Genomic DNA, 26,477 nt, shown 5'->3' on the forward strand with positions numbered 1-26,477 from the left:
AAGGGCCCTGCCTGTACTCAGCGAGCGTCCTTTTCCAGCGTTTCAATCTCGGTAACAGTCAACGAACGGGCTTCACCTTCGAGCATCACGGGAATGCCATCACGGATGGGGAAGGCCAAAGCGGCCTGGCGCGACCACAGCTCGTCATCACGTTTGATCAGTTTGCCCTTGGTTACCGGGCATACCAGAATATCCAACAGTCTCTTGTCCATATCGCAGAGTCTAGCGTAACTCTGCGATATTGGGGTGGATCCTCACCACCACATTCAGGCTTGTTCTGAACTTATCCGGCAACGGGCAGAGCATAGCTGGGTTGATAGTTGACGCGAAAACGCGACAAAATCTGTTTCACCAGCAATTCGTCCGGAGCCTCGGTAAATTCGAAGGCGTCGATACCGGCACGTGCCATGAACAGCAATTGGTCAGGTCTGATATCGCCACTGGCACGCAGTTCGCCGGAAAAGTGAAAGTGATCGCGCAGCATTCTTGCCTGACTGTAGCCGCGACCGTCAGTGAATTTCGGGAAATCGATGACAATCAGCTGAATCCGGTGCAGATGACCGGCAAGCAGTTGCACGTCATCTTCCGGAGCCAGGTAGACGCCAGAGACCGTGTGACTACCGACGGCTTGCAGCGCCAGAAAACGCGTCAGACTGGCAAGTACAGGCGCTTGTGCGGCTGATGCATCTGTTGACTGTAGAGGGTAGTCTGCATCGTCTTCGAGGCGGACCCATGGGTTCTTGGACACTAATTGGCCATTACGCAGCAGTGGCATAAACTCTCTCCTTGAATGGGGTTGTACCCAGACGCATGACGACGTCGTGAAATGATTCTTCAGGTTGGCGGCAGGCCACATAGGCCTCCAGCAATTGTTCAATGGCATTGGCCACTTCAGACTTGGCAATGGCCTTGCCCAGGCGTAGACCTAAATAGGCCTTGTTACCCGCATGTCCACCGATGGTGAGCTGATACCACTCAACACCGCCTTTATCGACACCCAGTATTCCGATATCGCCGACATGATGGTGGCCGCAGGCGTTCATGCAGCCAGATATCTTGATGCTGATATCGCCCAGTTCGTGCAGATAATCCAGGTTGTCGAAGCGCTGGTAGATCTGGTCGTGAATTTCCAGCGTGCCTGCATTGGCCAGAGAGCAATAGTCCAGGCCGGGGCAGACGATCATGTCGGTCAGCTTGCCCAGGTTGGGGGTCGCCAGCTTGATCTGCTTGAGTTCAGTCCACAGCTCGAACAGTGAATTGACGGGCACATGAGCCAGCACCAGGTTCTGTTCATGCGTGCTGCGGATTTCTCCCAGGCTGAATTGCTCTGCCAGTTCGGCAACCTTTTCCATCTGATCGGCGGTGATATCACCAGCCGGTTGATCGGATGACTTGAGCGACAGGTAGACGATGCGTCTGCCACTGTCACGATGAGCCTTGGTATTGGTCTGGTACCACTGATTGAACAGAGGGTTGCTGAACATCTGATCTGGTTGTTCGCTGTTGCCTGCGCCTTGCTCGTCGGTGACATTCAGGGTGCCGAGCAGAGGTGCTGCAGGAAACTGAGCCTTGAGTGCTTCAATCTGTTCTGTTGTAAACGTGTCATCAACATTGCGTGACTGAGCCCATTGCTGTTCAACTTTTTCACGAAAGACATCAATACCCAATGCATTAACCAGGATCTTGATGCGCGCCTTGTAGAGGTTGTCGCGTCGACCTTCCAGGTTGTAGACACGCAGAATGGCTGATATGTATGTCAGCAAGTGTTCCGTTGGCAGAAACTCGCAGATCACCTGGCCGATGTAGGGGGTACGCCCCAGACCACCGCCGACAAGCACTTCGAAGCCGGTTTCGCCAGCTTCATTCTTGACAAGGCGCAAGCCGATATCGTGTACCTGAACAGCGGCGCGATCACTTAATGCGCCAGTCACCGCGATCTTGAACTTGCGCGGCAGCCAGTTGAATTCAGGGTGCAAAGTCGACCATTGTCGAATGAGTTCACACCAGGGGCGCGGATCTTCCAGTTCATCACCGACTGCACCTGCCAGAGGGTCAGTAGTTGTGTTGCGGATGCAGTTGCCACTGGTCTGGATGGCATGCATATCCACATCGGCAAGCTCTTGCAGAATGTCCGGAACCTGTGCCAGTTCAGGCCAGTTGTACTGGATATTCTGACGTGTGGTGATATGCCCATAGCCTTTGTCGTACTCGCGTGCGATGTGACCCAGGGTCTTCATCTGCACACTCGACAACATGCCGTAGGGGATAGCCACGCGCAGCATGTAGGCGTGACGTTGTTCGTACAGGCCATTGCGCAAGCGCAGCTGTTTGTATTCATCTTCGCCCAGCGCGCCACTGAGGCGTCGTTCAGTCTGGTCGCGAAATTCGGCTACCCGTGCCTGCAGGAAATCACGGTCATATTCTGTGTATTGGTACATGATCAGGCGGCCTCGGTTTCGTTTAACTGAAACAGAGCGCAGGGTCGTGCACCAATGTATGCGACATCGGTTTCGATTGCCATGTTCTGCCTGTTAGCCCCGTAGTTCATAGGGCTATTGGAGCAGGACTTGACGGGTTTGTTTAAGGCTTTTTCGCTATGTCCTTATACGCTTTTTGCATAAGGCTTGATGAGGCTGTCAAACGCAGGAGCTGAAAGGGCTGATTTGTTGATTCCAGAGGCTCTCAGGCGGTCAGGGTCATGATTCTGACCGTCTGAGAAAGAGAGAAGGCGTAAGAAAAAACTACTCTCCGACTTCTGCCGTGATCTCGTCGGGGCTCAGATTGCCTTGTCCATTGTCCTGCCAATAGGTGCGTTGTGTCAGATTGTCGAAGTCCACATCAACTTTCTCGGTGCTCACCAGGACTGTGGTGCCTATATTTCCATCGGTCTCTGTGATCAATGCGGTGGGTGAGGGTGGGATACCATCCTGTTGCAGTGTCACTTTCCGATCCTCCTTGGACAGGCTGCTGCTGCTGTAGTTGGCCAGAACATTCGAGTCGTCATCCTCGTCCGTTTCGTCGGTTTCATCAGTGTCGCTGCTGTCCTCGTCACTGTCATCCAGATCAACAGTGGGAGCACCGTTCAAGACGTTGACTACATACACAGAGCCACCACCAATGGCAACTGAACAGGAGTCCCCAGTGGCCGTGGGTTCATAGGATGTGAAAATAATCTGATTGTTGATGGTTATGCTGCTGCTGATGACCTTTTCGCCGCTGTCTTCCATCTCCAGCATCCAGCCGTAGTCGTTGAGTTCCGGGTCCAGATCGTCGGTCACATTGACCAGGTCGGCTTCTGTAATCGGTTGCCAGGAAGGTGTGGCCTCAGTGCCTGTATTCTTGCCGTAATCATCCGGTCGTAAATAGATGCTGTTGGAACGAATCATGTAGAAACGATCCTCGACGCGCTCGTTCAGAGGGTGGGCCCGCCATCCCGAACCAAAACTGACCGACAGGAAGCGTTCTCCCTCACTAGAGACCAGCGCGACATCTGGCTCGTTATAAAAGCGACGTGCCTCGCTGGCACTGCCGCCATTGAGTTTGGCCATGACTCCCCCATACACCAGCGTCCCGGATTGATGGTAGGGCTGGAAGTCGAAGCGCCATAGTTGGCCACCCATATCTCCGACATACATCTGATCGGCAAGACCATTGCCGTCTATGTCAATGATGCGAATGTCGCTGGGTATGCTGTAATCCATATCGGTAAACAGCGCATCACCACCGGCGCTTCCCTGGCCGACCCACAGTCGCTCGCCCGTATCGGCGTCGACGATGTATATCGCATTGCCGATTGAATCTTCTGTTTGCGTCGCAGCCAGGTTGGCTGTATTCGGATCCTGATTGGTGTCATAGCCACCGGCAAAGATGACCACTGCACGCTCATCACCATTGTAGGAGATAGTGGTGGGAATCGGTTTTGACCAGCTTTGTCCCAATTGCTCGAAGTCACCCGTGCCACCGTCGATTTGCCAGAGTAATTTCGGATTGAGCCGGTCAGATACGTCAAAGGCATAGTAATGATTACCACCACGACGCATGCCCAGGTAGAGTTGGGTTTTCTCGCCTGCATCAATCAGCACATTGTTGTTCTGATCATCGTGCAAGACAGATATGGACCCATCGAGGCCGTAGAGGTGATTGGTTGCCTGCTGGTTTTCGTAGAACTCATTGAGGTTCGGCAACAGTTCCTTGGGTATGAAGGAAAATAATTCTGTGCCGTTTTCATGCTCGATGGCGTGCAGAAAACCTTCATTTGTTCCCATAAAAATGGTGCTTTTGGTACCGCCTGTTTCATTGTAATTGAGTATTACTGGTTGCGAGTGCATGGGATCACCGAGGTGTTCTCGCACATCGTTTTCATAACCATCGTTATCCTCATCCTTGACATCGACTCCGCGTGCCCATTTCAGAAGCTGGATTCGGCGCAAGGTGTCGGTTATTGTATTACCGCTGTTCAAACCAAGATCACCGGTCGTAATTCTTGAGTTGTTCTCATCCAGCTGCTGGGCACTGGCGTTCAAGATCGCGCCATTGGCAGGTATATCATCGTCCACGAAAGTGAAAACCCTGCGATCGGAATAACCTTCCGGGCCATCAAGAGAGACTTGTTCGGCGGCGCCACCTAATTCAACGGATCCACCATCAACTGTATCGCTCCACCAGCTATTGGCGGTATCCAGAAAAAATCCGGACTCATCATCCACAGCGGCGTTCTCGTTTGAATCCTGAATGACTACATTGCCCTTGTCGTCGGCACCGACGTAATAACGTTTCAGGTTACCGGACCAAGTCGGTGTAGAGTCTGGTTTGAAAAGCGCAAAGTAGACATCGTTTCTATTGGTCAGCCTGTTGAACTGATTGACTGTTGCACCCGGGGAGACAAAGCTGGTATCAACTGCCAGTACATTGACCAGAATATTCTGGAATGCAGAGACCAGATCCTCGGAAGAAGAGGCATCGTAATACCTTCCACCGCCTGATGCTGCCAGATCGGCCAGAAAGCTGCTTTCGATATTGAAGCCGACGGTATGGGTGCTGATATTCTGATTGCGAGACATGTTCTCATTGTGATCTGTCTCGTTCAGCCAGGTCGCCAGCTCACGGCCACAGGTTTCGAGTCCTGTCACGCCTGCGCTGGTGCAAGAGTCGGCGCCAATCAGATTCTTGATCTTGGTGGTAGCTGTATTACTTGACGGTTCACCATCTGAAAGGAACACGATATGATTGGCCTGACAACTTTCCGCCAGTGGTGTTATGTAAACGGGGTCACCCTGGATATTCTCGGATATGCAATTTGTACTTTCAGGGTTGGATTCGGTGCAGCCCGGGTCAGCCGACACCGTGCCGCCGGTATAACTGTCCGGATGAGATACGCGATGGTACTGCCTGCCGGGGCGGGAGCTGTCGCCGCGCTGCCTGCCGTAGTCAACTTCTTTCCCGAGCATGTATTGCACAGCCTCATAGTAGGCTGACACGATCGGGGTGCCGTCGTAAGCGGTCAAGTTATCGACTATTGTTTTCATGTCGTCGCGGGCAGTCCGGAATGCCGCATTACTGATCACGTCGTCACCCAGATTGGCCTTGTACGTTACCCGTAGTTTGGGAGCTGCCGCTTTTTCATCGTCATACGATTTGAATTGACGGTAGTTGCTGGAGTAACCAGACCTGCTGATGACGATGGCGATGTCGTTATCCATCTGCCAGCCAGGGCGATTGATTATGCTTTGCACCTGCGCGGCAAGATCCGGCGAGGTGACCTTGGTATCGTCTGCCCATTCATCCGTGATTGTCCAGGTAACCGGGTTGGAGACCAGGGACTGGCCGCTGATCCAGTAGGAATTCGCCTGGAAATCAGGAGCGCTGTCTGTATTTTCGGCCTGCAGGTTCAACGCAAGACTGCCGGTTCTTCTTTTGTCGACCTCGAATTCCAGTACGGCACTTTCGACTACTGCTCCTGTCGGGATGGATAGCTCTCTGAAGTGCAGGCGTGTCAGTACAGGTGTGCTGCTGTTTTCGCCTCCGCTCATCGGCAGTTTGACGGGCTTGAATGAATCGACGGATCCACCGCTGACGACTTCATAGGCATCATCAGCAGAATTATTGATCTGCGCCAATGCGGAAAATTCACTACAGCCTTTGTCTTCCGGGATGGTTGTTGAATCGTAGGTGATCCGCAACCGCGGGGCTTCACTGGTGCTGTTGGAGGAGTAGGCGTAGGCAGCTCTCTCACCGCTGCCGTCGACGATGAAAGCCATTGACTGGCCACCACACCAACCCGGACGATCGACAATCTCCTGCACGATATTCTTGATATCGGGTGATTGATATTCGTTGTCAGTAAACCAGTAGCTCGGTTGCCAGTCTATATGGGCAGTGGTTACAGGAAGGTCGCGCAGATAGTAATCCGTAGTACCGATCGTAGGGGCATCGTCAGTATCATGGCCTCTTATCGTAAGGTTTGAATTAGTGTAACCGCCCGAATAAGCCGTAAACTCCAGTTCTGCCGCGGTGATCTGGACACCCGCCGGAATATCCAGGTCCTGAAACCTGACGCTGACAAGTTGAGGATTTGAGGTTGTGGTTTCGGTGGATCTTCTCCTCCCCCTATTGTCGTAGTAATAGGATGTCGAAGTTGTTGTGTAATCACCCAGGCTCAGAATCGTACCGTTAGGTGTCATCTCTCCATCGGATATGGTCTGCTCCATGTCGTCATTGTTGGCCTTGACCTGACTCGACAGGACAACGTTTCCGCAATCATTAATGGTGCAGGTCTGCTCGTCGATGCCTGTGACCGGGTACAACACGGCACCACCGCCCAAATGACCATTGAACCTCATGAGGCCGACGTTTATGTTCGAGGAACTGTCCAGTATCTCGTTGAGAGCAATTCTCATACGTTCCAGGCGCGTTCCTGTGTAGCCAACATCGGAAAAATCCATGGAACCAGAAGTATCCAGAACGAACATCACATTCGGATAGATATTTGTCGATGAATCAACCTGTCCGAAGAAGACTTCCGTATCGTCTGCGTAGGCACTGGAAAATGCTGTCACAAGCCCCAACAGTCCGCCTTTGAGCAGGCCACTCAAGTTCTGGCCCTGGCGTTGATATCTGACGGAGTTGTACTGATTGTTGTTCATGCAGATACCTGGATGACGTTGGGATCCCAATACAGGAGTTGTGGGTTTACCTTGTTCGGAGAAAAGATCAGTTGGCCGGGACAATTCGATAAGCTCCTTGTTCAACAGTAGATTGCGAACGCACTGCCTCAATTGCACTGACGCCCGTTGATACGTAATACAGACCTTCAAACCCTGAGGTGCCTACGCCCATCGAGTAGCCCGGGGCTGCGCCGGTACCGACCCACTCCAGGACTGAGCGCGATTCCAGTCCGATATCGCTGCGCACTCCGTCGATATCCAGAACCAGCTCTTCGTTGACACCTGCCACGTAGGCTCTGGTCAGATAGCTGGATTTGTTCAAGGCAAGATTCGAGGCAGATTCGGCAGCCTGGAACGTGGTTGCAGTCTGAATGGCATTGCTTGCCATGCGCTTCTCAAGTGTAGAGCTACGCATGACTGAAGCGCCCATGATGGATAGCATGAAAATCATCACCATCGCAACGAGTAAGGCTGCGCCGCGCTGTGTGGCGGGCCGTCGGCCCGGGCCACACGCAGCGTCGAAAGTATTCTGATGTTGTATCACTGTCGAGTACGCCGGTTACGAACCTTGACGGTTGTGTTGAAGGCCAGGCGAAAACGCTTGTCACCGGAGTGGGTGCCAGCAGCATTGCTGGAGGAGCTGTCTTCGGGTTCAATCAATTGGCCGGCGATCACATAAGTATTGGTGTCGTCGTTCTGGGAGATGCGATCAAAGGAGTTGAGCAACAAGCCGATTCGAATGCTCTCTACCTGTCTCGGGTTGTACAAGGAGTCTGATGCAAGAACATAGGTCAGGCTCTCGGTGCCTGTGCGAATACCGAATGAAATGCGCATATCTTCCACACCTCTGACAACCTCGATTGCCGGGTTATCAGGGGTGTTGTAGGGCAGAGATTGCCGGTAGAGCGAGGTAATGGGGTCACCATTGCTATTCGTCAGATCAGTCTCGCCTACGTAATAGACGCTGGACACAAAGCGCATGAATTTACTGGTCGAGTTGCTACCACCTGCGTAGATACGGCTAAATGAGCCGCTACTGTTGGCGCTAGCCCCATGCTCGATAGTGGCGGTATTGCTACCATTGGTCACCTTCGTTATTTGAAAGATATCGGCACCGTTGCAGTCGCTTATGATGCCAAATTCGCCACTGCTCAGATTGAATTCTTCACGGCTGATACCCGGTGTGGTGTCAACCACTACCGGACCGACTGTATCGGGCACGCCGGCGCTGCCCACCGCTTGCACCAGAGGGTAGGTGGCTGGCGATCCGAACTGCAGGGTCAGTGCATGGGTGCCGGGTATGGCTTCATGGTTGCCCGGCACGAAACCTGTTGGCGGAGAGGGCGCCCACAGGTTGCCATTGCCAATGATCGAACCCATGGCAGCGGTCGCTTGAAGGTCTGTCGTTGGAAGCCCGTTGCCAAGTAAGGTTGGCGTTACAAAGTTCAGATCCATACACCCCTGAAAACCAGACATGCGAATTTCACTGGCAATACTGTTCATGGCAAAGCGTGCATTTTCCTGAATATCAGCCATGGCAGAATTGAGGTCTGAACTGCGTTTGTTGCCTGAAAATACGGCGATCATGCCTGCGATCAGAATCAGGCCTATAGCCATGGCAAGCATGAGTTCAACCAGCGACAGACCTCTTGTCTTGACGGGCGACGGTCGGCCTCGGGCGATTATTGGCATTTCATGAGTCAAGTGATCAGTCATGGCTTTCTTCCAGCGCAAACTGAATCCTTAATTCCTGTTGGTTGTTTTCGCCCTGTATGACTTCACTCCAATTCATGACAACGGCGTAAACACCGTCGTCCATTTTCTGGATCGTGCCGCTGGCTGGTGTGGTATCGGTGCCAGGCAGGGCAGGGATAAATGAACTGGCACCTTGCAGGGAGTGCAGGCTGGAACTCCAATCATGAATATCCTGGAGTGATAAACCCCGAGGATTGCAGCGGTTGGTATTACAGCCAGGGTCGTCGGCATCAGCACTGGTCGTCTTGCCATCGTAGAAGCCTTGCTCGACGCCCGGAATATTGCTGCGCATTCTGTCAATCATGTCGCTGGCCATGAAGTAGGCCTGAGACTGGAAGTAGGCACTCTGGCTGAAGCGCATGCCTTCGACCTGCATCCGGGCTGCGGCCAGAAATCCGACCGACATGATCACGACGGCAATCAGGATTTCCAGTAGTCCGACGCCACGCTGGTGCGCGGGCAGCAAGACAGAGTCAGGCTTGCAAGTTACATTGCTCAAGAGTGAGGGTTTGAGTTGGATGTCATCGACGAGCTTGATCGGATACATCATGGTGTATCGCAATAGTGGCTGATGGAGCGGTTGAAGACGTCGCTTGGGGCCGTATTGTCGCCAGCGACGCGACCACGCCGAATATCACCGGTAAGCACAACGTTGATTGAGCGAGAAAAGTCAGCTCCTCGTTCCGTATCGCAAACGACTACCGAGCCACTGGACCATTGGGCGCCGCCTGTCTGCAGGTAACGAACGAAACCCACCTCACCGGCATTGCTTGCTGTGTTGGTTGGCGAGCTAATGGCCATGATGGTGTTGCCACCTTTAAGCTCTGACTCCACCGCAATGATCTCGTCGTCAGCATCTATTTTTGCGGTGGTTTCTCCCTGGACGGTTGTGCGATCAATGAACACCAGCCATCCGTTTTTCCAATCGTCCTTGTCACCGCAAATCTGGGCCCCTGCAGTTTTGCGCGGGCAAACAGTGATTTGGGAGGCACCTTTGACCGCTTCAGAGCGCGCCAGGTACAAGGAACCAACCATGGTGTTGTATTGGGAGCTGATGCGGCTTTCCTTGATGGCGTTGGCAAAGCTGGGAACACCAATGCCAAGCAGAATGCCTGCAATGGCAATGGCTACCAGCAGCTCGATCAGCGTAAATCCATGGGTGGGTTTTCTATCCATGTTCTGAGTATCGGCATGGTTAGATGTAGGTTAAGCGAGCATCTTGCACCAGCTCACCAGATAGAGACATAGCCTCCAGTTTCTCAGAACTTCACTTTATCCCGGCCAGCAAGTGCTGGTGTCCGGGTCGGGTGTGCGTACCCCCAGATTGCTGATTGACATCACCTTACACTCAGTATCGTCAAGCTGACGATTCTGGCCTGTCGCTGTGACAGTGAACGTGCTGCTCGTGCTTTCGAGTGAAATCAGGTAGTAGTTTTCTGGTGAGTGGCCCAGCGAGACAGTGCAGTTGGCGTATGAGTAACTGGTTGATTTACAGCGCTCCAGTGACTGGATTTCTTGCATCAATGCCAGATGTCCATCAGCTCTGCGACTTTTCTGCACAAAGCTTCCGTATTGCGGATAGGCAATACCTGCGAGTATGCCGATGATTGCCACTACGACCATCAATTCAATCAAGGAGAAACCACTTTGAAATGGCTTGCCTGTTTTCTGCAGTTGTCTGACGGGGTGCAACATGAAGCTCTCCAGCCTCTCAGGGCAGGTGATACGATCCCTCAACATGAGGTGTTTCTGTATAACCTATCGGCCGTGTAAGCAATTAGCTTGAAAATACTGACGATGTCAGACTCCATAAAAGATAAAGACGCAGCAGGTGCACTGTTTTAAAACTACAGGCTGTTTTCCTCTATTTTTTCCTGCCAGAAAGTGCGGCGTCGTAATTCACCAAGATTGAATTCATCGATTTTTTCGGTACCTATTACCAGACTGGCGTTACCGCTCTCCGGAAAAAGAACAGATGCCGGTGGTGGAATCCCGGCATGTAAAAGCAGGCGTGATCGGTCGTCAGCTGTCAGGTCGGTATCTGAACCAGAGTTATTCAGGTCAAGAACGGGTGAGCCGTTCATGACATCAAGGGCATACACCGCACCACCACCTTCCGCCGCAGAGCAGGCTACGGAATCCACTTCAGGTAGGTAGGAGGTGAACAGGACCTTGTTGTCCGCGGTCACACTGGAACTGAGAACCTTTTCGCCTGTTCCTTCAAGGTCGATGAACCAGCCCTTGCTATTCACTGGCAATGTGGGGCTGATGATGTCGCTGACATCCACCAGGTCAGAAGTGGCATGAGTTACAGTCTGATACTCGACCTGGCCAAAACTGTCGATCGGCTTGCCATAGACGTAGGGTGAACGCAAACTGTAGAAGCGATCCTGTACAACATCGTCCAGTGGATGAGCACGCCATCCGGAGCCAATGGAGATGGCAAGTTGCTGATACCCATCAGTTGCGATAATAGACACATCAGGGGGGTAGTAGAAGCGCCGTGCATCTTGCGCAGCAATGCCAGCCAGCTCGGCAATCCGGCCTCCGTCAATGCGCTCGGCGAGAGAGTCTGTCAACGTTGAGTCATTGTTAATATCGAGGCGCCAGATCTGCCCCCCCATATCGCCGACATAGAGCTGATCTGCCAGCCCATCGAAGTCGATATCGATAACACGAACTTCTGATGGAATACTGTATTCCATGCTGGGGAAGTCGGTCGTACGGTTGGTCTGCCACATGTGGGCACCGGTTCGAGCGTTCACGATGAAAATCGCGCGTCCAACACCATCAGTGGACCTGCTGCTACTGGTGTCGCTGTCGGAAGTAGAGACTGTCGGGTCCTGGTTCGGATCATATCCACCGCCGAATACCAGCACATCAACGACAGATGAGCCGTCACGGACGCGTGTCTTGATGGGGCGTGACCAGGTATCTCCGAGCTCTACAAAATCGCCATCGGCGGTGCTCAGATCAGTATCAAGTGTATTGGTTCGACCCTGAATGCTCCACAAGTATTTGGGATTATTGAAATGAGATACATCGAGCGCGTAATACTGGCTGCCACCGCGTCGCATGGCGACGTACAGATAGGCTTTATCGCCGTCGTCGATAATGCCATTGTTGTTGTCGTCCTGAATCCAGGTAGTCATGCCACCGTCGAGACCATAGGGACGACTTAATGTGGGCTCATTGGCCATGAGCTTGTTCATGTTCTTGAGTAGTTCTTTCGGCACGAAGGCGAATTTCTCTTTGCCGGTATCGGTGTCTATGGCATGCAAATAGCCATCATTGGTCGAAACGAATACGATACTATCGACGTCGGTGCCGCTGGCATAGTTGAGCAGCAAAGGTTGAGAGTGCATGGGGTCGCCCATCTGCCCGCGAGGCTCGTCAGTATTCTCGTCTCCGTCGACGTCCAGAACGTCCTTGCCGTGCGCCCAGTCAACCAGATTCCGGTAGTAGTCGGCATCGGCGGCCAGACTGGGAGAAAGAGAAAACCAGTCAGGATCAAGCTCGTCATTGTCTGGCAACAGCTGATTGTCGCTGTGTGTCAAATCGGTGGTTTTGCCTGTATATGTATAGACATTCCGAGACAGATGCGAGCTGCCATTGTTTCTGATCTGCTCAGCCGCACCACCGAGTTTGACACTGCTGCCATCGACGATACTGGACCAGAAGCTCTTTGATCCAGGTTTGATGTTGCCAGTGGTGTCATCGATGACGGGTTCAAGCTCTTGATCCACAATGCTGGTCAGTTCATTCTCATCGCCTTTGAGCTTGTATTTTTTCAGATTGCCATTCCAGCGGGCGGTGGATTCGGGTTTGAATACGGCATAGTACAAATCGTCGCGATTCTTCATGCGATTCTGTTGACTCAGTGTCACAGCAGGTGCAACAAAGCTGGTGTCGGTCTTGCTGACGTTCAGAAAAATACTCTGAAAGGCTGTCAAAAGTGAACTTGTCGAGTCGGCTGAATAAGCACCACCGCCACCTAGCTCGGCCAGATCTGCCAGATAGCCTCGGTCCGATTCTGCAAGATTGAACGCAATGGTATGGGTCGTTATATTCTGTAATCCGATCAGAGTACTGGAATGATCTGTAGTGTTCATCCATGCGGCTAATTCTCTACCACACTGTTCGGCACTGGAGTAGCTGTTGTCGCAACTGCCCCCCGTCATTGCCTGGATTCTGGAAGAGGCAGAATTGGAGGTGGCAGAACCATCTGAGAGCAAGACAATATGGTTAGTCTGGCACTGGCTTTCCAAAGGGGAAATATAGGTGGCAGTTGAGCTGTTGTTGTAAATGATCTCTTGAATGCAGGCATCTGAATCGAGATCTGCGTCCGAACAGCCTGCAGGTCTTGACAGCTCACCGCCGGTGTAGGAAAACGGATGACTGACTCGGTGGAATCTGTCCGCCCATGCACGTTTCCCACGCTGTGTGCCATAATCCACCGGCTCTCCACGAAAGTACAGAGCGGCCTCGTAGAGAGAGGAGGTGATGGGAGTACTTCCCATTGCGACCAGCTCGTTCACATGTTGCTTCAGGTTATCTCGAAACCGGGTGCCGGGACTGGTCCTTTCAGATTCGAAATAGATGATCAACTGGGCAGAGTTCGCCTCATTGACATCAAAGGATGCGAACGATCGAGGTTTGTCGAGCTGAGAAGGTTCAAGCAGAAAAGCCATGGCATTGCCACGCTGCCAGTTGGAGCGAGTCACTACCTTCGATACCAGTGACTTCAGGTCGCTGGTAAAGATACTTTCATTGGCAGCTACTGGAGGGGTGCTTTCCCATGTAGTGTCGCCGGACCATTTTCTGGAGCTGATATCCTTATTGCTTGTTGAGAATACACTCGCATTATCTTCATCCTCCACACTGATCTTGAACTGGGCTGTGTCCGCAATTTCCTCGTTGGTCGTCAGTCTCAGTGTCGCGCTGACGATCCTGGTATCGTTAGGGATATTCACATCGTCAAATCGCAGGCCCAGGATCTGCTTGTCCCCGGTGCCGTTATTGTTGCTGTCGCTGTTTAGTGATGCACCGTTCAGAGTGACCACGTTGCTACTGATGTTTTGCACGGCATCACCACGTGCTTCGCTGAGCAATGAGACAACGGAACTGTTGGAGCAATAGGCACCCGTAGGAACAGAATCCGGGGCATAGGTGATTTGTAGTGTGGGAGCATCAATGGAATTTGCATCAGCGCTGACAGCGACACGCTCACCCGAGCCTGAGAGTATGAATGTCATCGGGTTTCCGCCACACCATTCAGGCTGGTCGGTAAGCTCCTGGACGATACGGGTAAGGTCTGGCGTGTCGTAAGCGGTACCGACTGTCAGCCAGGGGTCGACCTCCCAGGTTTCCTGTGCGGTAGTACGATCGCGTGAACCGATGTTGTTCGAGCTGACAGTCAGCGGTTGCGAGCTGGCAATTTTCTCGGCAGAAATGTCCAGACTGGTGGCTTCATCATTGGCTTTGGCTGAATGAAAAACGATCTTTGCACTCTTGATCTGTGCGCCAGGCGGAATATGAACATAGGAGAAGCGAATCGCTGTCTTCTGAGTTTGACCTTCATCATCGGTGTCCGTATCGCTGGGTTCCCAGGTAATGCGCAATTCAGGTTTTTCGCTTGCAACGGCTGTGAGTAAATGGCGGCTGTTATCTGCTGAGTTGCTGTAATCCTCGGTGGCGCTCAAGCGCAGGGATATCGAATTGCCTGAATTCCAGTCTTCCAATGCAATAACATCAGAGACCAGTGCTGAGATATCCGGTGACGACATGCTGGTGTCAGGTGCATCAGGGATGTTCTCCCAGGGGATGAAGGTAGAACTGTGTGTACGCTCATCCAGTACGGTTGAACCATAATTTTCGGGAGACGCACTCAGTTCAGCATGAATATTTATGGAAAGAGTCGGGTTGGCTGCGGCAGAGTCTGGTTCGTCGGGAGCGGTAACGACTGACGAATCAGCGGGGTCTGTATCGGTTGATAAATCAGCAGGGTCTGTAGAGGGATCCACACTGGATGAATCAGTTTCGTCCGGTATCACCTCGTTGCCACTGCCCTCTACCGTGGTCCAGTCATCATCAGGAGACAGGCTTGCACTTTCAGAGGCTGATGTCATTGTCAGATAGGCATTTTTTATGATGGCATCTTTAGGAATGGAAATATTGTCAAAGCGCAATGCCAGTTGCCTTGGATGATTGCTGGAGCCAGCATGAAACAATTGTGATACTTCGTTTTCGCTGTTGCGACTGACGACTTCTGTATTCTGTTCGGTCACCTCATCGACATGCGCAGAAGCATTCAGCACGCTGGTCATGAGGTCAGGGTTGGGAGCTTCATGGTAGGTATAGCTGAGGAGCGGTACCCGGTTGGCGGCGGCTACACTGCCATAGAATTCGCGTATATCTGCACCAGTGGCCGAGTAGGAGTCTACCGGGGAGAGCAGAAACGACATGCTGCCGCCTTCAGCCCAGCCCGGCTGGCTAACAAGTTCAGCCACCACCGAGGCAATCTCGGGGGTGTCAGCCTTGATGTCGGTACCTGTTGCCGGAGGGGTACTTGAGGCGCTGTCCGGAGGGATAGGCTCCCATCTGACCAGTGCCTTGGTTCGTCGCAAGGGATCAATACGCTCTGCCAACGACAAAGTTCCATTGGAACTTGTCGGGTATGCCTGTGGGAGCGGTGTTGCTTCGGCACTGATGTAGGCTGCCACATCACCTGACTGGTTTGCTGAGTTGGTCTGGGTGAAGGTAATGGTTGCGGATGTGACCGTGGCACCTGTTGGAATTTGCACATCGTCGAAGCGATACGCAAAAAGAGAAATACCATGTTCGGCAACGCCGTCGTGGAACCAGCGATTGGTTAGTTGGTCGTGCTCGTTTACAAGCGTGCTGGCATCAGTCGGAGAGTACTCCACAACTTCTGTGGACGCTGTGGCAGTCCCTGTGGTTTCAATGACTTCTGCTTCGCTCGTATCTTCTGTTGCACTCTCGACATTGGCCATGACCAAAGTTGCAGAGTGCAAGGATATTTCTTTTGAAATATCGTTTTCAGTACCATCGTTGCTACCGCCATCCGGGCGTGCCACGATCAGTTCATCAGGGCATATACCGTCGCATAGTTCAGTGCTTTCGGCCTCCAGATAACCGATTGGATAGCGGATTGCTCCGCCATGATCACGACCCTGAAAAGCCATGAGCCCTACGTTGAAGCTACTTGATTGGTCAAGCAGGGAACTCATGGCCGTTTTCAGTCTGTCCATCCGACTGGTGTCACCGAATCCGGCATCCTTTGCGGTCATTGACCCGGAGTTGTCCAACACAAACAGTATGTTGGGGTTGTTGTTGAAAGCGTCGTCGGCCTGGCCGAAAAATATTTCAGTGTCGTCAGCCTGCAAAGTACTCAGTGCAGCACAAGAGAGCAGCAAGCCAGCCCAGAACGCTCCGGTATGGCGATGTTTCAGCGAATTCATCAACAGTCTCCAGTGCTGTCGGCAGCACCGATCAATAGCATGCCCTGCGCAATGCTCGTAGATGTATTGACGTCGGGAAGTGTGGAGGTGCCGGTGACGACAAATCGCCTGGCACTGATGCCACTGCCCAGTGAGTAGCCCAGCACTGCAGCCTGACCGGCGTATTCCAGCACCGATCCGGTATTCTGTCCCGTGGCTTGACCAAGCGCATTCTGCTCGAGGTTTTCCTCGATATCGCTGCAAATGATGGATTCAAGTTTGCCCTCCAGGGCCAGTACCGAATCCGAGGCTGATTCGGCAGCCTGGAAGGTCATCTCCTTGTGTACCGCATTGCTTGCAAGTTGTCCCTCTAACGATGCCTCACGCATAGCTGAGACACCCAGGACAGACAGCATGAGAAGCATGATCATGGCAATCATCAAGACCGCGCCACCTTGTCGTTCGAAAGGGTGGTTCATCGTCTATTCCTGATGCTGACGGTGGAGCCGAACGCCAGGCGCAAGCTTCGATCCGCGATATAGTGAGTGCTTGCACTGGAGCTGCTGCTTCCGGGGGACAGAGTAGTACCTGCCAGCAGGTAGGCTCGGTTGTCTGTATCTGCTGCAACCTGTTCAAAGGATTGCATCAGAATACCGATTTCGACACTTTCGACTCTGCCACTGGCTGCAGCTGAGTCTTCGGGACTGACGTAGTTCAGATTGCTGTTACCGTCAGGGTTGCGAAAGCCGAGACGTACCTTCATGTTGGATACGCCTTCAACCATCTCTACGGGAGGGCGATCGTAGGGCCAGCTCTGTCGATACAGTGCGTAGACCGGTTCACCAGCAGCATTTGTTCGCTGAGTATTGCCGACATAATAGATATTGGCTTCAAAACGCATTATGCGTGCACGTTCATTGCTCGTTTGGCCGTAAGGGGCGGACAATCTGTTGTTGCCACCATTGCCAACTGCGGCATGCTTCAATACGCCATTGGCTGCATTGGTAACCATGAAAATATCAGCCACCTGACAGTTGGAAATAAGAGCGAGGTCCCCGGTAGTCACGATCGCAGGATCAGAGCCTGCTATAACGACATCGGTGGACACATTGGCCATGGCCTGAATCTGGCGCGTCTCAGGACTGCCGAACTGTACTGATAGAGCATAGGTGCCCGGAAGCGGACTGCCTGCCGTTGTCGGGGGCACAAAATTCAGGGGTGCCGCTGGAGCCCAGCTGCCATCGGCATTGATCAATGAGCTGGAAATATTGCTCAAAGAGAAGTCACTGGTGGGTGCCAGAGTTGCGCGAATTCGCGCCTTGATCCGGCTGTCGGTGCAACCTTGAAAGCCAGCCAGGCGCACATCACTGACCATCGAACTCAATGCAAAGCGACCGTTTTCCTGAATCATGGCCATGGTTTTATTGAGTTCGGCACTGCGTTTTGAGCCAGCAAAGACGGTGATCATGCCCCCGACTAGTAGCAAACCGACCACCATGGCTATCATGATTTCGATGAGTGACAAGCCCTGTTGCGCATGTATCGTCTGCAATGTGCTGTTGCGCAACAGTCCTCTTCCAGGTGATGAAACTGTCCTGAGCTGCACTGGTAACTTCACGGGAACACCTTGACAGTCAATGATCGCAAAGTGTCAGTTCCCTCGACCATCTCGCTCCATTGCACACCAACATGGTAGGCACCTTCGGTAGCGTCATAGGTAATGCTCCCCTTTGCAGGTATGGTGCTTGAGCTGGGTAAAAGAGGAATGAAGCCCGTCGAATCGGCAGAGGCATACAAGCTCTGACTCCATGCATGTAGATCTGCGACAGCAATGTCAGCTGGCGAGCAGGCAGTGGTGCTGCTGACACATGCAGGGTTTGAGGTTCCCGATTGCGTATATTTACCCTTGTACGCATCGCCTTTCATACCGTCGCGATTGACACGCATACGTTCTGTCATATCCAGCACCATGAATTTTGCCTGTGACAGCGTGTAGGCACTCTGGCTGTAGCGCATGCCTCCAACCTGCATGCGTGCTGTTGCGAGAAATCCGATCGATAGCAGAATGACTGCAATCAACACTTCCAACAAGCCAATACCGGACTGGCGAGCGAACCCGCGAGCGAACCCGCGAGCGAACCCGCGAGCGAACCCATGGCGGCGGCCGGGTCGTGAATCTGCTGATCTCATGCGTCGCTGCTTTGCGTTGTACAGCTCAGAGCCGTTCCGAAGGTGTCGTATCGGATGCCGCTACCGTCGGCGCGGGCGTGTCTGACATCGCCGCTCATTGATACGTTGATAGCACGCGCAGCACTGGTGCCGCGCCCATCACAGAAAGTGAAGGTGCCTGAGCCACGCCAGTTACTCAGGCCTCTGGGGCCAAACCTGACATAAGAGCGTTGCGTGGCTTCTGATGCTCCCTGCACGATGGCCGTGTTTTTAACCCTGAAACCACTGGGCAGTGAGGAGGCAACCTTGAGTACGCTTTCCGATGTATCGATCACGCCCGGGGTTGCTCCATTGTCGATAAATACGATCCAGCCCTTGTCCCAGTTGGTTCCGCAGCTGGTATTGCTACTACGAGCGCAAACACTGATTCGCGACGAGCGCTTGATGGCCTCAGAGCGCGCGTAATAGAGTGCACCTGTCAATTCGTTCACCCGGCTTTCCTGTTTAGATTGCTGTATCAGCGATTGAAACCCAGGTGCGGCGGTGGCCATCAGGATTGCAGCTACTGAAACGGTTATAAGCAACTCCATCAAGGTAAACCCCCGAGCCTGGTGGCGATCAGGTCCCAACTTCATTGATTGATCCATTTTTTGCGCCAACTTGTGAACGGTTAGCGGCACCGTCTGCCATTTGTTCAGTCGGCAGGTTTACATCGACGCTGCGTTTATCGATAGTCAGGGTTATTCGCCAGCAATTCTCGTGCAGCGTGAGTGATCAAGGCTACGGGTGCGTGAGCGTCAGGCTGATGGGAAAGGCTGGCAGGCAGGCCGTGATAACGTGCGAATAACACTCGTCAGGCAAGAGACAACAGTAAACAAAGGTGACCAAAGCGTATTTTTCACAAGCCGTATCAGCGCCACAGCAATAGGGCGAGCAGCCAGAATGTCCTGACAGAGGTGGGTTTGCGGGATTTTCGGTTTTCAGATAACTCCAGATTCATTCAGCAGCGTGTCATCACTTGTTCCATTAGCGATGTTGCAGTGCAGCATGGGAGGCCTATATTCGCCGCAGACATGGCCGATAGCTATGTCTCTTTAGAAATTCTCTGGTTTTAAATGTCATTGGAAAATACAAATATGTCTGCAAATCTTGCTGAAAAAATCGCCGATTATCCTGCACTCGCGGAAATGGGCATCGTTCGTTTTCATGAAATTTCCCACTACAGCCTGCGTCAGGACGGTGCGGACAAGGATGTGCTTCGAGTTATCTACAAGCGTGCCAAAGGTTCTTTTCTGCCACATACCCGCAAGTACAAATTCGGTCGTTCAATGAAGACAGTCATCGCTGATGGCGGTACTTCACGTATGGAACACACCTACGAAATTTCACCATTCCTGCTCAAAGCCGTGGCTGAGCTTGATTCTCTGGTTGAAATCAATCAACACGACACCAGCAAGGTGACCAGTACTGATCTGAAGGCGGATCTGCTGGCTGAAATGAATGAGCTGAAGCTATTGGTTTCCGGCTCTGCGACACCCGAAGGGCAGAGCGCGGTAAACGCAAAGCTGGACAGCGTGCGCAAGCACATCGAAGCGTTGTAACGCTTCCCGTGTTCGCAAGGGTAAGCAGGCGGTAGCAGCAAGAACCATGCGTTGCGCATGGTCGCTACCGCCTGTACTGGAGTATCAGGCCGTCGATTGCAGATTTACAAAGTCTGAACGGCAGTGCCGGCTATATCAAGGCTGATGCAGCTGATCCGATGAATGCTTCAGCGTTTGGGAATGTAGATGTCTGTCACAGTTCCCTCAGCAACTTCTGCTGCAAAGTTGAGTGTCTCCGACAGAGTCGGATGCGGATGTATCGTCAGCGCCAGATCTTCCAGGTCTGCGCCCATTTCCAGGGCCAGAACGGCTTCTGCGATCAGCTCACCGGCATTCGGGCCGACAATGCCGGCTCCCAGAATTCGCTTGGTTTGCGGATCATAGAGAACCTTGGTCAAGCCATCACTGCGTGCCATGCTTAGCGCACGACCGCTGGCAGCCCAGGGGAAAGCACCTTTTTCATAGCTGATTCCCTGATCCTTGGCAGCCGTCTCGGTTAGTCCCATCCACGCAATTTCCGGATCGGTGTAGGCCACGGAAGGAATCGTCTTGGCATCGAAATAGCTCTTTTGACCGGCCGCCACTTCGGCAGCAACCTTGCCCTCATGCGTCGCCTTGTGAGCCAACATGGGCTGGCCGACCAGGTCGCCAATGGCGAAGATGTGTTGCACATTGGTTCTTTGCTGTGAGTCGACAGCGATAAAACCCCGCTCATCAACCAGCACCTCAGCCTTGTCTGCGTCCAGTGCATGGCCATTGGGGCTGCGACCGACTGCCAGCAGCACCCGATCAAATGTATCGCTGGCAGGTGCCTTGCCACCTTCAAAGGTGACACTCAAGCCCTTCTTGGTGGACTCTATGCCGGTCACTTTCGCACCAGTAAAGATATTCTCGAAATCTTTTTTCAAGCGCTTTTCCAAAGGTCTGACCAAATCACGATCACAGCCGGGCATCAGTCCCTCAGACAGTTCCACGACGGTAACAGCTGATCCCAGCCCTGCATAGACACAACCCATCTCCAGGCCTATGATGCCGCCGCCAATGACCAGTAGTCGCTTGGGTATATCGGCCAGTTCCAGCGCTCCGGTAGAGTCCATCAGGCGCTCATCGTCATAGGGGAAGCCTGGTATACGGATACTTTTCGAACCTGCGGCAATAATGGCCTGATCAAAGCTGACAAGTCGATCGGCCTGGTCGGCGCCTTCTTGCTGCTCAGGATTACTGATGGCGATCAGGTGGCTGGAACGGAAGCGGGCGAAGCCGTGTGCAACCGTCACTTTTCGCTGCTTAGCGAGTCCGGCGAGCCCGCCTGTCAACTTGCCGATCACCTCTTCCTTGAAGCTGCGTAATTTATCGATATCGATCTCGGGTTTTGCGAAGGTAACCCCGTGCGCACTCATGCCCTGTGTTTCCTGAATGATGGCCGCCGTGTGTAACAAGGCTTTGGAGGGAATGCAGCCTACATTCAGGCAGACTCCGCCCAGATCGGGATAGCGTTCAATCAACAGAACCTTGAGTCCCAGATCTGCGGCGCGAAAGGCTGCCGTATAACCACCGGGGCCTGCTCCGAGCACGACCAGGTCATGATGTTCGTCGGCGGCTTGCCGGTTCTCTTCGGAGGCTCCTGCAGCATCAGGGGCTGTGGTTCTTGTTGTTGGTGGTGGTTTCTGACTGCCCTCTGAAGCCGAGTCTGCTGTTGGAGTTGCCTGGGCTGGCTCGCTAGGTGTGGGTGCCGGGTTTGAGGCCGCAGCCGCAACATCCAGTACCAGTATGTCACTGCCTTCGGATACTCGATCACCGGTTTTCACCAGCAAGGAGGTAATGACACCTGCAGCGGGGGAGGGGATCTCCATGCTGGCCTTGTCACTTTCGACCGTGATGAGGGAGTCCTCCAGTCCAATGGTGTCACCCACGGAGACTAGTACCTCGATGATTTCGACATCATCCACATCTCCGATGTCGGGGATCTTGACGGTTTCCAGCTCACTCATTATCGATTCGCTCTGCGTTCACGTGCATGTGTTTGCCTGGTTCGAAACTGTCCACACGGTTTCGCTGGGCACTCAGGTTGCCTTACAGTGTCAGTCGTCGAATATCACTGATCTGACGCACATAAAAGGCCATGAAACGGGCTGCATCAGCCCCATCGACCACTCGGTGGTCATAGGTCAGGTCCAGTGGGCACATGAGCCTGGGTATGAATTCCGAGCCGTTCCAGACAGGCTGCATGGAGGCACGGGTAATGCCCAGAATAGCGACTTCCGGTGGATTGACGATGGGGGTGAAAGAGGTGCCGCCAATACCGCCCAGGCTTGATATGGTCATGCTGGCACCCTGCATTTCATCGGGTTTCAGTTTTTTCTGCCGCGCACGAGTGCTGACGTCAGACATTTCTATAGCCAACTGATGAACACTTTTCTTGTCCACATCACGGAACACAGGTACCACCAGGCCGTTAGGTGTGTCCACTGCAATCCCGATATGGTAGTAGTGCTTATAGAACAGGGCCTCACCATCAGCCGATAGAGAGCTGTTCAGTTTGGGGAACGCCTGTAGACTTTTTACCAGTGCTTTCATGTGGAAGGCAAGCCCGGTGACCTTCGGATCATCCTTGCCTGATTCTTCTTTCAATTGCTTTCTGAAAGCTTCCATCTCGGTGACATCAGCCAGATCGTGATGCGTCACCATGGGCAGATTCAACCAGGCCCGATGCAGATTTGCGGCACTGAGTTTGTTGATACGACCCAGCTCGACCCTTTCGATTTCTCCGAATTTGGAAAAGTCGACTTCCGGGATAGGAGGAATGCCGGCCCCACCAGAGACAGCCGCACCGGAGCCACCACGGTAGTTTGAGCCCATGCCTTCCAGGGCCTGCTTGATAAAGGCGGTGACGTCGGTCTTGGTGATGCGTGCTTTGGGGCCCGTACCTGTGACCAGCGACAAGTCGGCACCGAGCTCCCGGGCGTAGCGTCGCACTCCAGGACTTGCATGCGCTTTACGCATGTTTTCATCATCGAGATGGGCCGTCGGAGAAGTACTCTGGCTGGAAGGTGCCGGTTTGACGGGTTCAGCCGGACTCGCTGGAGGCGGGGTCGGTTTGTCGGGCTTGGCAGCTGCGGGTTCTTCCGTTTCTCTGGCTGGCGTCTCAGCTTCGGCAGCGGCTGGTTTGTCACTGGATTCAGAGGCTGCGCTGTCTGCGATACTCATTGTGCCAATAACAGCGCCTGAACTGACGCTATCACCGATCGACACAGTCAGAGATTTGATAACACCAGCGCTCGTGGCTGGTACTTCCATGCTTGCCTTGTCACTTTCCAGCGTCAGCAACGAGTCGTCGTTGCTGACCTGATCACCAACGGCGACCAGTATCTCGATGATCTCGACACTTTCCGAGTCGCCGATGTCAGGTATGACAATATCTATGGTTTTATCGGATTCGCTCATGATTGTCCCCTCAAGCTGTCGCCGGATTCGGTTTGTCAGGGTCGATGCCATACTGCTGCACCGCCTTGGCTACCGATACCTTGTCCATCTTGCCGTCCATGGACAAGGCATGAAGTGCAGCGATGGTCACATAGCGTCTATCCACTTCGAAAAACTCTCGTAGTTTTTCGCGAGTGTCGGATCGACCAAAACCATCTGTGCCCAGTGCCGTGAAGGTGGCAGGCACATACTCGCGCACTTGATCCGAGTAGGTCTTCATGTAGTCCGTCGAGCTGACAACCGCTGAGTCATCATTGCCCAGTATCTGGGTGATATACGGTACACGGGGTTCGTCGTTCGGATGCAGCATGTTCCAGCGTTCCACTTCCAGGCCGTCGCGCGCCAGTTCGTTGAAGCTGGTAACGCTGTAGATTTCGGCACCGATGTTCCAGTCTTTTTCCAGCATTTCGGCTGCAGCAATGACCTCGCGAAGAATGGTGCCACTACCTAGCAGGCGTACTTTGCCGGTCAGTTTTTTAGCCGCTTTTGCATCGCCGTCCGCTACTTGCCGCAGCTGGTAGATACCCTTGATGATGCCTTCTTCAGCACCTTCAGGCATGGCCGGATGCAGGTAGTTCTCGTTCATGGCGGTGATGTAGAAATAGACGCTTTCCCGATTGGTCAGCATGCGGGTCATGCCGTGATGAATGATCACCGCCATCTCGTAGCTGAAGCAGGGGTCGTAACTGATGCAGTTAGGGATGGTATTGGCCAGTACCAGCGAGTGACCATCCTCGTGCTGAAGGCCTTCGCCGTTGAGGGTTGTACGTCCTGCCGTACCGCCAATCATGAAGCCACAGGCGCGCATGTCTCCTGCCAGCCAGGCCAGGTCACCAATACGCTGGAAGCCGAACATCGAATAATAGATGTAGAACGGCAACATGTTCACGCCATGTGTCGAATAGGAAGTGGCTGCTGCGAGCCAGCTGGCCATCGCGCCAGCTTCTGTAATGCCTTCTTCGAGAATTTGCCCGGACTTGTCTTCCTTGTAGTACATGATCTGGTCACGATCCTGCGGCTCGTATAGCTGACCAACAGAGGAGTAGATGCCCAGCTGTCGAAACATGCCATCCATACCAAAGGTGCGTGCCTCATCGGGTACGATCGGTACGATGTTCTTGCCGATCTTCTTGTCGCGAGTCAGGATGGTCAGCAAACGCACGAAAGCCATGGTCGTGGATATTTCACGATCGCCAGAGCCTTCCAGAACCGCTTTGAAGGCCTCCAGTGGTGGCACTTCCAGTGGTTCCGCAAATTTCTTGCGCTGTGGCAAGTAGCCGCCCAATGCCTTGCGACGTTCATGCAGGTACTTGATTTCGGCACTCTCAGGATCAGGCAGAATGTATTCGTAGTTTTCGACTTGCTCGTCGGTCAGCGTCAGACCAAAACGATCACGCATCTTCAACAATGAGGCAAGATCCATCTTCTTTTGCTGATGGGTCGCGTTGGTGCCTTCGCCGGACTCGCCCAGTCCATAGCCTTTGACGGTCTTGGCTAGTATGACGGTTGGCTGGCCTTTGTGATCGACAGCTTGTTTGTAAGCTGCGTACAGTTTGTGTGGGTCATGACCGCCGCGGTTCAGGCGCCAGATATCTTCATCGGTCATGTTGGCAACCAGGGCCTTGGTTTCAGGGTACTTGCCGAAGAAATGCTCGCGGGTATAGGCGCCGCCCTTGGCCTTGCAGTTCTGATACTCGCCGTCGACGGTTTCCATCATCAGCTGCATCAGCTTGCCGGATTTGTCCTTCGCTAACAGTGTGTCCCAGTACGAACCCCAGATGACCTTGATGACATTCCAGCCGGCACCTCGAAAGACGCCCTCCAGCTCCTGGATGATCTTGCTATTGCCACGTACCGGCCCGTCAAGTCGTTGCAAATTGCAGTTGATGACAAAGTTGAGATTGTCCAGTTTCTCTCGTCCTGCCAGTGAGATTGCACCCAGTGATTCTGGCTCATCCATTTCGCCATCGCCGAGAAAGGCCCATATCTGGCGATTGTCAGTGCGTGCCAGGCTCCGGTCCTGCAGGTATTTCATGAATCGCGCCTGATAGATCGAGGTCAGCGAACACCAGCCCATGGAGACGGTTGGGAACTGCCAGTACTCGGGCATCAGCCAGGGATGGGGGTAGGAGGACAGACCCTTGCCATCGACTTCACGACGAAAGTTGTCAAGCTGCTCGACTGTCAGCCGTCCTTCGAGAAAGGATCGGGCGTAAATACCGGGTGAGGAATGACCCTGCATCATGACGACATCACCGCCGTGATCGTGTGTCGGTGCCTGGAAGAAGTGATTGAAGCCCACATCGTACAAAGTGGCTGCCGAGGCAAAGCTGGACAGGTGACCACCCAGGCCGGAATCGTCGCGCTGGGCACGCAGCACCATAACTGTGGCATTCCAGCGAATCATGGATCGCAAACGATGCTCCAGCTCATGATCGCCAGGGCTTTTTTGTTCCAGATGAACGGGGATGGTATTGACGTAAGCGGTGCTTGCATCGTAGGGCAGGTTAGCGCCAGATCGGCGTGCCTTGTCGATCAGGCGTTCGAGCAGAAAGTGAGCACGCTCGGGTCCTTCATGTTCGATAACTGCCTCAAGCGCATCGAGCCACTCCTGCGTTTCAATCTCGTCGGCGTCAAGCATCGGGTTAATAGCCATGTGTGATTCTGTCGTCCCGTGGTTGGTATCGCAATGCCTTAATAGTACCCGTTTATAGTAACTATTGGCAGCGAGTGCAAGAGAGGGTATGCCCGCTATTCGTGGTATGGATGTTAGCGGCGACAGGTCATGTAGACTGAAAAATAATGCACTTTCATTGGGTGCGCTGCGGCATGAGTGCAGGTGAAAT

At 53.2% G+C, this 26,477-nt stretch carries 18 protein-coding genes; 1 reads left to right on the forward strand and 17 read right to left on the reverse strand.

What is annotated here, in order from left to right; translation table 11 throughout:
• Positions 1-17: 17 nt before the first annotated feature.
• The 14 genes from IMCC3135_RS11335 to IMCC3135_RS11400 all read right to left on the reverse strand — a co-directional run bounded on the left by IMCC3135_RS11335 (position 18) and on the right by IMCC3135_RS11400 (position 19,182).
• Positions 18-212, reverse strand: coding sequence for a Trm112 family protein (locus IMCC3135_RS11335; protein WP_088917702.1), 195 nt, complete (start codon positions 210-212; stop codon positions 18-20).
• Between the two features lie 71 nt (positions 213-283).
• The gene (locus IMCC3135_RS11340; RefSeq protein WP_157735920.1) at positions 284-775 is read right to left on the reverse strand and encodes a DUF934 domain-containing protein; all 492 of its coding nucleotides are present in this window, start codon (positions 773-775) and stop codon (positions 284-286) included.
• Positions 759-2,438 (reverse strand): nitrite/sulfite reductase, encoded by a 1,680-nt coding sequence (locus IMCC3135_RS11345; protein WP_088917704.1) that lies wholly within the window; start codon positions 2,436-2,438, stop codon positions 759-761. Before IMCC3135_RS11345 ends, IMCC3135_RS11340 begins: the two co-directional genes overlap by 17 nt.
• A gap of 303 nt (positions 2,439-2,741) precedes the next feature.
• A complete protein-coding gene (locus tag IMCC3135_RS11350; RefSeq protein WP_088917705.1) occupies positions 2,742-7,142 on the reverse strand; it encodes a PilC/PilY family type IV pilus protein in 4,401 nt (1,466 codons plus the stop codon).
• A gap of 67 nt (positions 7,143-7,209) precedes the next feature.
• Positions 7,210-7,707 carry a pilus assembly PilX family protein gene (locus tag IMCC3135_RS11355; RefSeq protein WP_088917706.1) on the reverse strand — a complete coding sequence of 166 codons (498 nt, stop codon included), beginning with the start codon at positions 7,705-7,707 and terminating at the stop codon, positions 7,210-7,212.
• Entirely contained in the window at positions 7,704-8,879 is a 1,176-nt protein-coding gene (locus IMCC3135_RS11360; protein ID WP_088917707.1) for a PilW family protein, read from the reverse strand. The genes IMCC3135_RS11355 and IMCC3135_RS11360 overlap by 4 nt, the downstream gene beginning before the upstream one ends.
• Entirely contained in the window at positions 8,872-9,417 is a 546-nt protein-coding gene (pilV, locus tag IMCC3135_RS11365; protein WP_157735921.1) for a type IV pilus modification protein PilV, read from the reverse strand. The genes IMCC3135_RS11360 and pilV (IMCC3135_RS11365) overlap by 8 nt, the downstream gene beginning before the upstream one ends.
• A 47-nt stretch (positions 9,418-9,464) precedes the next feature.
• Positions 9,465-10,094: a GspH/FimT family pseudopilin gene (locus tag IMCC3135_RS11370; RefSeq protein WP_088917709.1), complete on the reverse strand. Its 630-nt coding sequence runs from the start codon at positions 10,092-10,094 to the stop codon at positions 9,465-9,467.
• A 96-nt stretch (positions 10,095-10,190) separates the two neighbouring features.
• Positions 10,191-10,613 carry a type IV pilin protein gene (locus IMCC3135_RS34970; protein WP_169727580.1) on the reverse strand — a complete coding sequence of 141 codons (423 nt, stop codon included), beginning with the start codon at positions 10,611-10,613 and terminating at the stop codon, positions 10,191-10,193.
• A 152-nt stretch (positions 10,614-10,765) separates the two neighbouring features.
• On the reverse strand, positions 10,766-16,399 hold the full coding sequence (locus IMCC3135_RS11380; RefSeq protein WP_088917711.1) for a PilC/PilY family type IV pilus protein: 5,634 nt from the start codon (positions 16,397-16,399) through the stop codon (positions 10,766-10,768).
• Positions 16,399-16,857 carry a pilus assembly PilX family protein gene (locus tag IMCC3135_RS11385; protein ID WP_088917712.1) on the reverse strand — a complete coding sequence of 153 codons (459 nt, stop codon included), beginning with the start codon at positions 16,855-16,857 and terminating at the stop codon, positions 16,399-16,401. Before IMCC3135_RS11385 ends, IMCC3135_RS11380 begins: the two co-directional genes overlap by 1 nt.
• Complete coding sequence (locus IMCC3135_RS11390) at positions 16,854-17,945, reverse strand: PilW family protein (protein WP_088917713.1); 1,092 nt, start codon at positions 17,943-17,945, stop codon at positions 16,854-16,856. The genes IMCC3135_RS11385 and IMCC3135_RS11390 overlap by 4 nt, the downstream gene beginning before the upstream one ends.
• Positions 17,946-17,992: 47 nt before the next feature.
• Positions 17,993-18,568: a type IV pilus modification protein PilV gene (pilV, locus tag IMCC3135_RS11395; RefSeq protein ID WP_088917714.1), complete on the reverse strand. Its 576-nt coding sequence runs from the start codon at positions 18,566-18,568 to the stop codon at positions 17,993-17,995.
• Positions 18,565-19,182 carry a GspH/FimT family pseudopilin gene (locus IMCC3135_RS11400; RefSeq protein WP_169727446.1) on the reverse strand — a complete coding sequence of 206 codons (618 nt, stop codon included), beginning with the start codon at positions 19,180-19,182 and terminating at the stop codon, positions 18,565-18,567. Before IMCC3135_RS11400 ends, pilV (IMCC3135_RS11395) begins: the two co-directional genes overlap by 4 nt.
• A gap of 501 nt (positions 19,183-19,683) precedes the next feature.
• On the opposite strand from IMCC3135_RS11400, the gene IMCC3135_RS11405 reads away from it, so the two are divergent.
• Positions 19,684-20,148 (forward strand): DUF3461 family protein, encoded by a 465-nt coding sequence (locus IMCC3135_RS11405; protein WP_157735922.1) that lies wholly within the window; start codon positions 19,684-19,686, stop codon positions 20,146-20,148.
• A 167-nt stretch (positions 20,149-20,315) separates the two neighbouring features.
• On the opposite strand, the gene lpdA is transcribed toward IMCC3135_RS11405, so the two are convergent.
• The 3 genes from lpdA to aceE form a co-directional block, all read right to left on the reverse strand.
• Positions 20,316-22,139 carry a dihydrolipoyl dehydrogenase gene (lpdA, locus tag IMCC3135_RS11410; RefSeq protein ID WP_088917717.1) on the reverse strand — a complete coding sequence of 608 codons (1,824 nt, stop codon included), beginning with the start codon at positions 22,137-22,139 and terminating at the stop codon, positions 20,316-20,318.
• Between the two features lie 82 nt (positions 22,140-22,221).
• On the reverse strand, positions 22,222-23,592 hold the full coding sequence (aceF, locus tag IMCC3135_RS11415; RefSeq protein WP_088917718.1) for a dihydrolipoyllysine-residue acetyltransferase: 1,371 nt from the start codon (positions 23,590-23,592) through the stop codon (positions 22,222-22,224).
• Between the two features lie 10 nt (positions 23,593-23,602).
• On the reverse strand, positions 23,603-26,287 hold the full coding sequence (gene aceE / locus IMCC3135_RS11420) for a pyruvate dehydrogenase (acetyl-transferring), homodimeric type (protein ID WP_088917719.1): 2,685 nt from the start codon (positions 26,285-26,287) through the stop codon (positions 23,603-23,605).
• Between the last annotated feature and the right edge of the window lie 190 nt (positions 26,288-26,477).

The sequence above is a fragment of the Granulosicoccus antarcticus IMCC3135 genome, assembly GCF_002215215.1.
GTDB lineage: Bacteria > Pseudomonadota > Gammaproteobacteria > Granulosicoccales > Granulosicoccaceae > Granulosicoccus > Granulosicoccus antarcticus.

Excerpts from the sequence above, each read along its gene's own strand:
- IMCC3135_RS11335 (WP_088917702.1), bottom strand. The coding sequence starts at position 212 with ATGGACAAGAGACTGTTGGATATTCTGGTATGCCCGGTAACCAAGGGC.
- IMCC3135_RS11340 (WP_157735920.1), bottom strand. The coding sequence starts at position 775 with ATGCCACTGCTGCGTAATGGCCAATTAGTGTCCAAGAACCCATGGGTC.
- IMCC3135_RS11345 (WP_088917704.1), bottom strand. The coding sequence starts at position 2,438 with ATGTACCAATACACAGAATATGACCGTGATTTCCTGCAGGCACGGGTA.
- IMCC3135_RS11350 (WP_088917705.1), bottom strand. The coding sequence starts at position 7,142 with ATGAACAACAATCAGTACAACTCCGTCAGATATCAACGCCAGGGCCAG.
- IMCC3135_RS11360 (WP_088917707.1), bottom strand. The coding sequence starts at position 8,879 with ATGACTGATCACTTGACTCATGAAATGCCAATAATCGCCCGAGGCCGA.
- IMCC3135_RS11370 (WP_088917709.1), bottom strand. The coding sequence starts at position 10,094 with ATGGATAGAAAACCCACCCATGGATTTACGCTGATCGAGCTGCTGGTA.
- IMCC3135_RS34970 (WP_169727580.1), bottom strand. The coding sequence starts at position 10,613 with ATGTTGCACCCCGTCAGACAACTGCAGAAAACAGGCAAGCCATTTCAA.
- IMCC3135_RS11380 (WP_088917711.1), bottom strand. The coding sequence starts at position 16,399 with ATGAATTCGCTGAAACATCGCCATACCGGAGCGTTCTGGGCTGGCTTG.
- IMCC3135_RS11385 (WP_088917712.1), bottom strand. The coding sequence starts at position 16,857 with ATGAACCACCCTTTCGAACGACAAGGTGGCGCGGTCTTGATGATTGCC.
- pilV (WP_088917714.1), bottom strand. The coding sequence starts at position 18,568 with ATGAGATCAGCAGATTCACGACCCGGCCGCCGCCATGGGTTCGCTCGC.
- IMCC3135_RS11400 (WP_169727446.1), bottom strand. The coding sequence starts at position 19,182 with ATGAAGTTGGGACCTGATCGCCACCAGGCTCGGGGGTTTACCTTGATG.
- IMCC3135_RS11405 (WP_157735922.1), top strand. The coding sequence starts at position 19,684 with ATGTCTGCAAATCTTGCTGAAAAAATCGCCGATTATCCTGCACTCGCG.
- lpdA (WP_088917717.1), bottom strand. The coding sequence starts at position 22,139 with ATGAGTGAGCTGGAAACCGTCAAGATCCCCGACATCGGAGATGTGGAT.
- aceF (WP_088917718.1), bottom strand. The coding sequence starts at position 23,592 with ATGAGCGAATCCGATAAAACCATAGATATTGTCATACCTGACATCGGC.
- aceE (WP_088917719.1), bottom strand. The coding sequence starts at position 26,287 with ATGGCTATTAACCCGATGCTTGACGCCGACGAGATTGAAACGCAGGAG.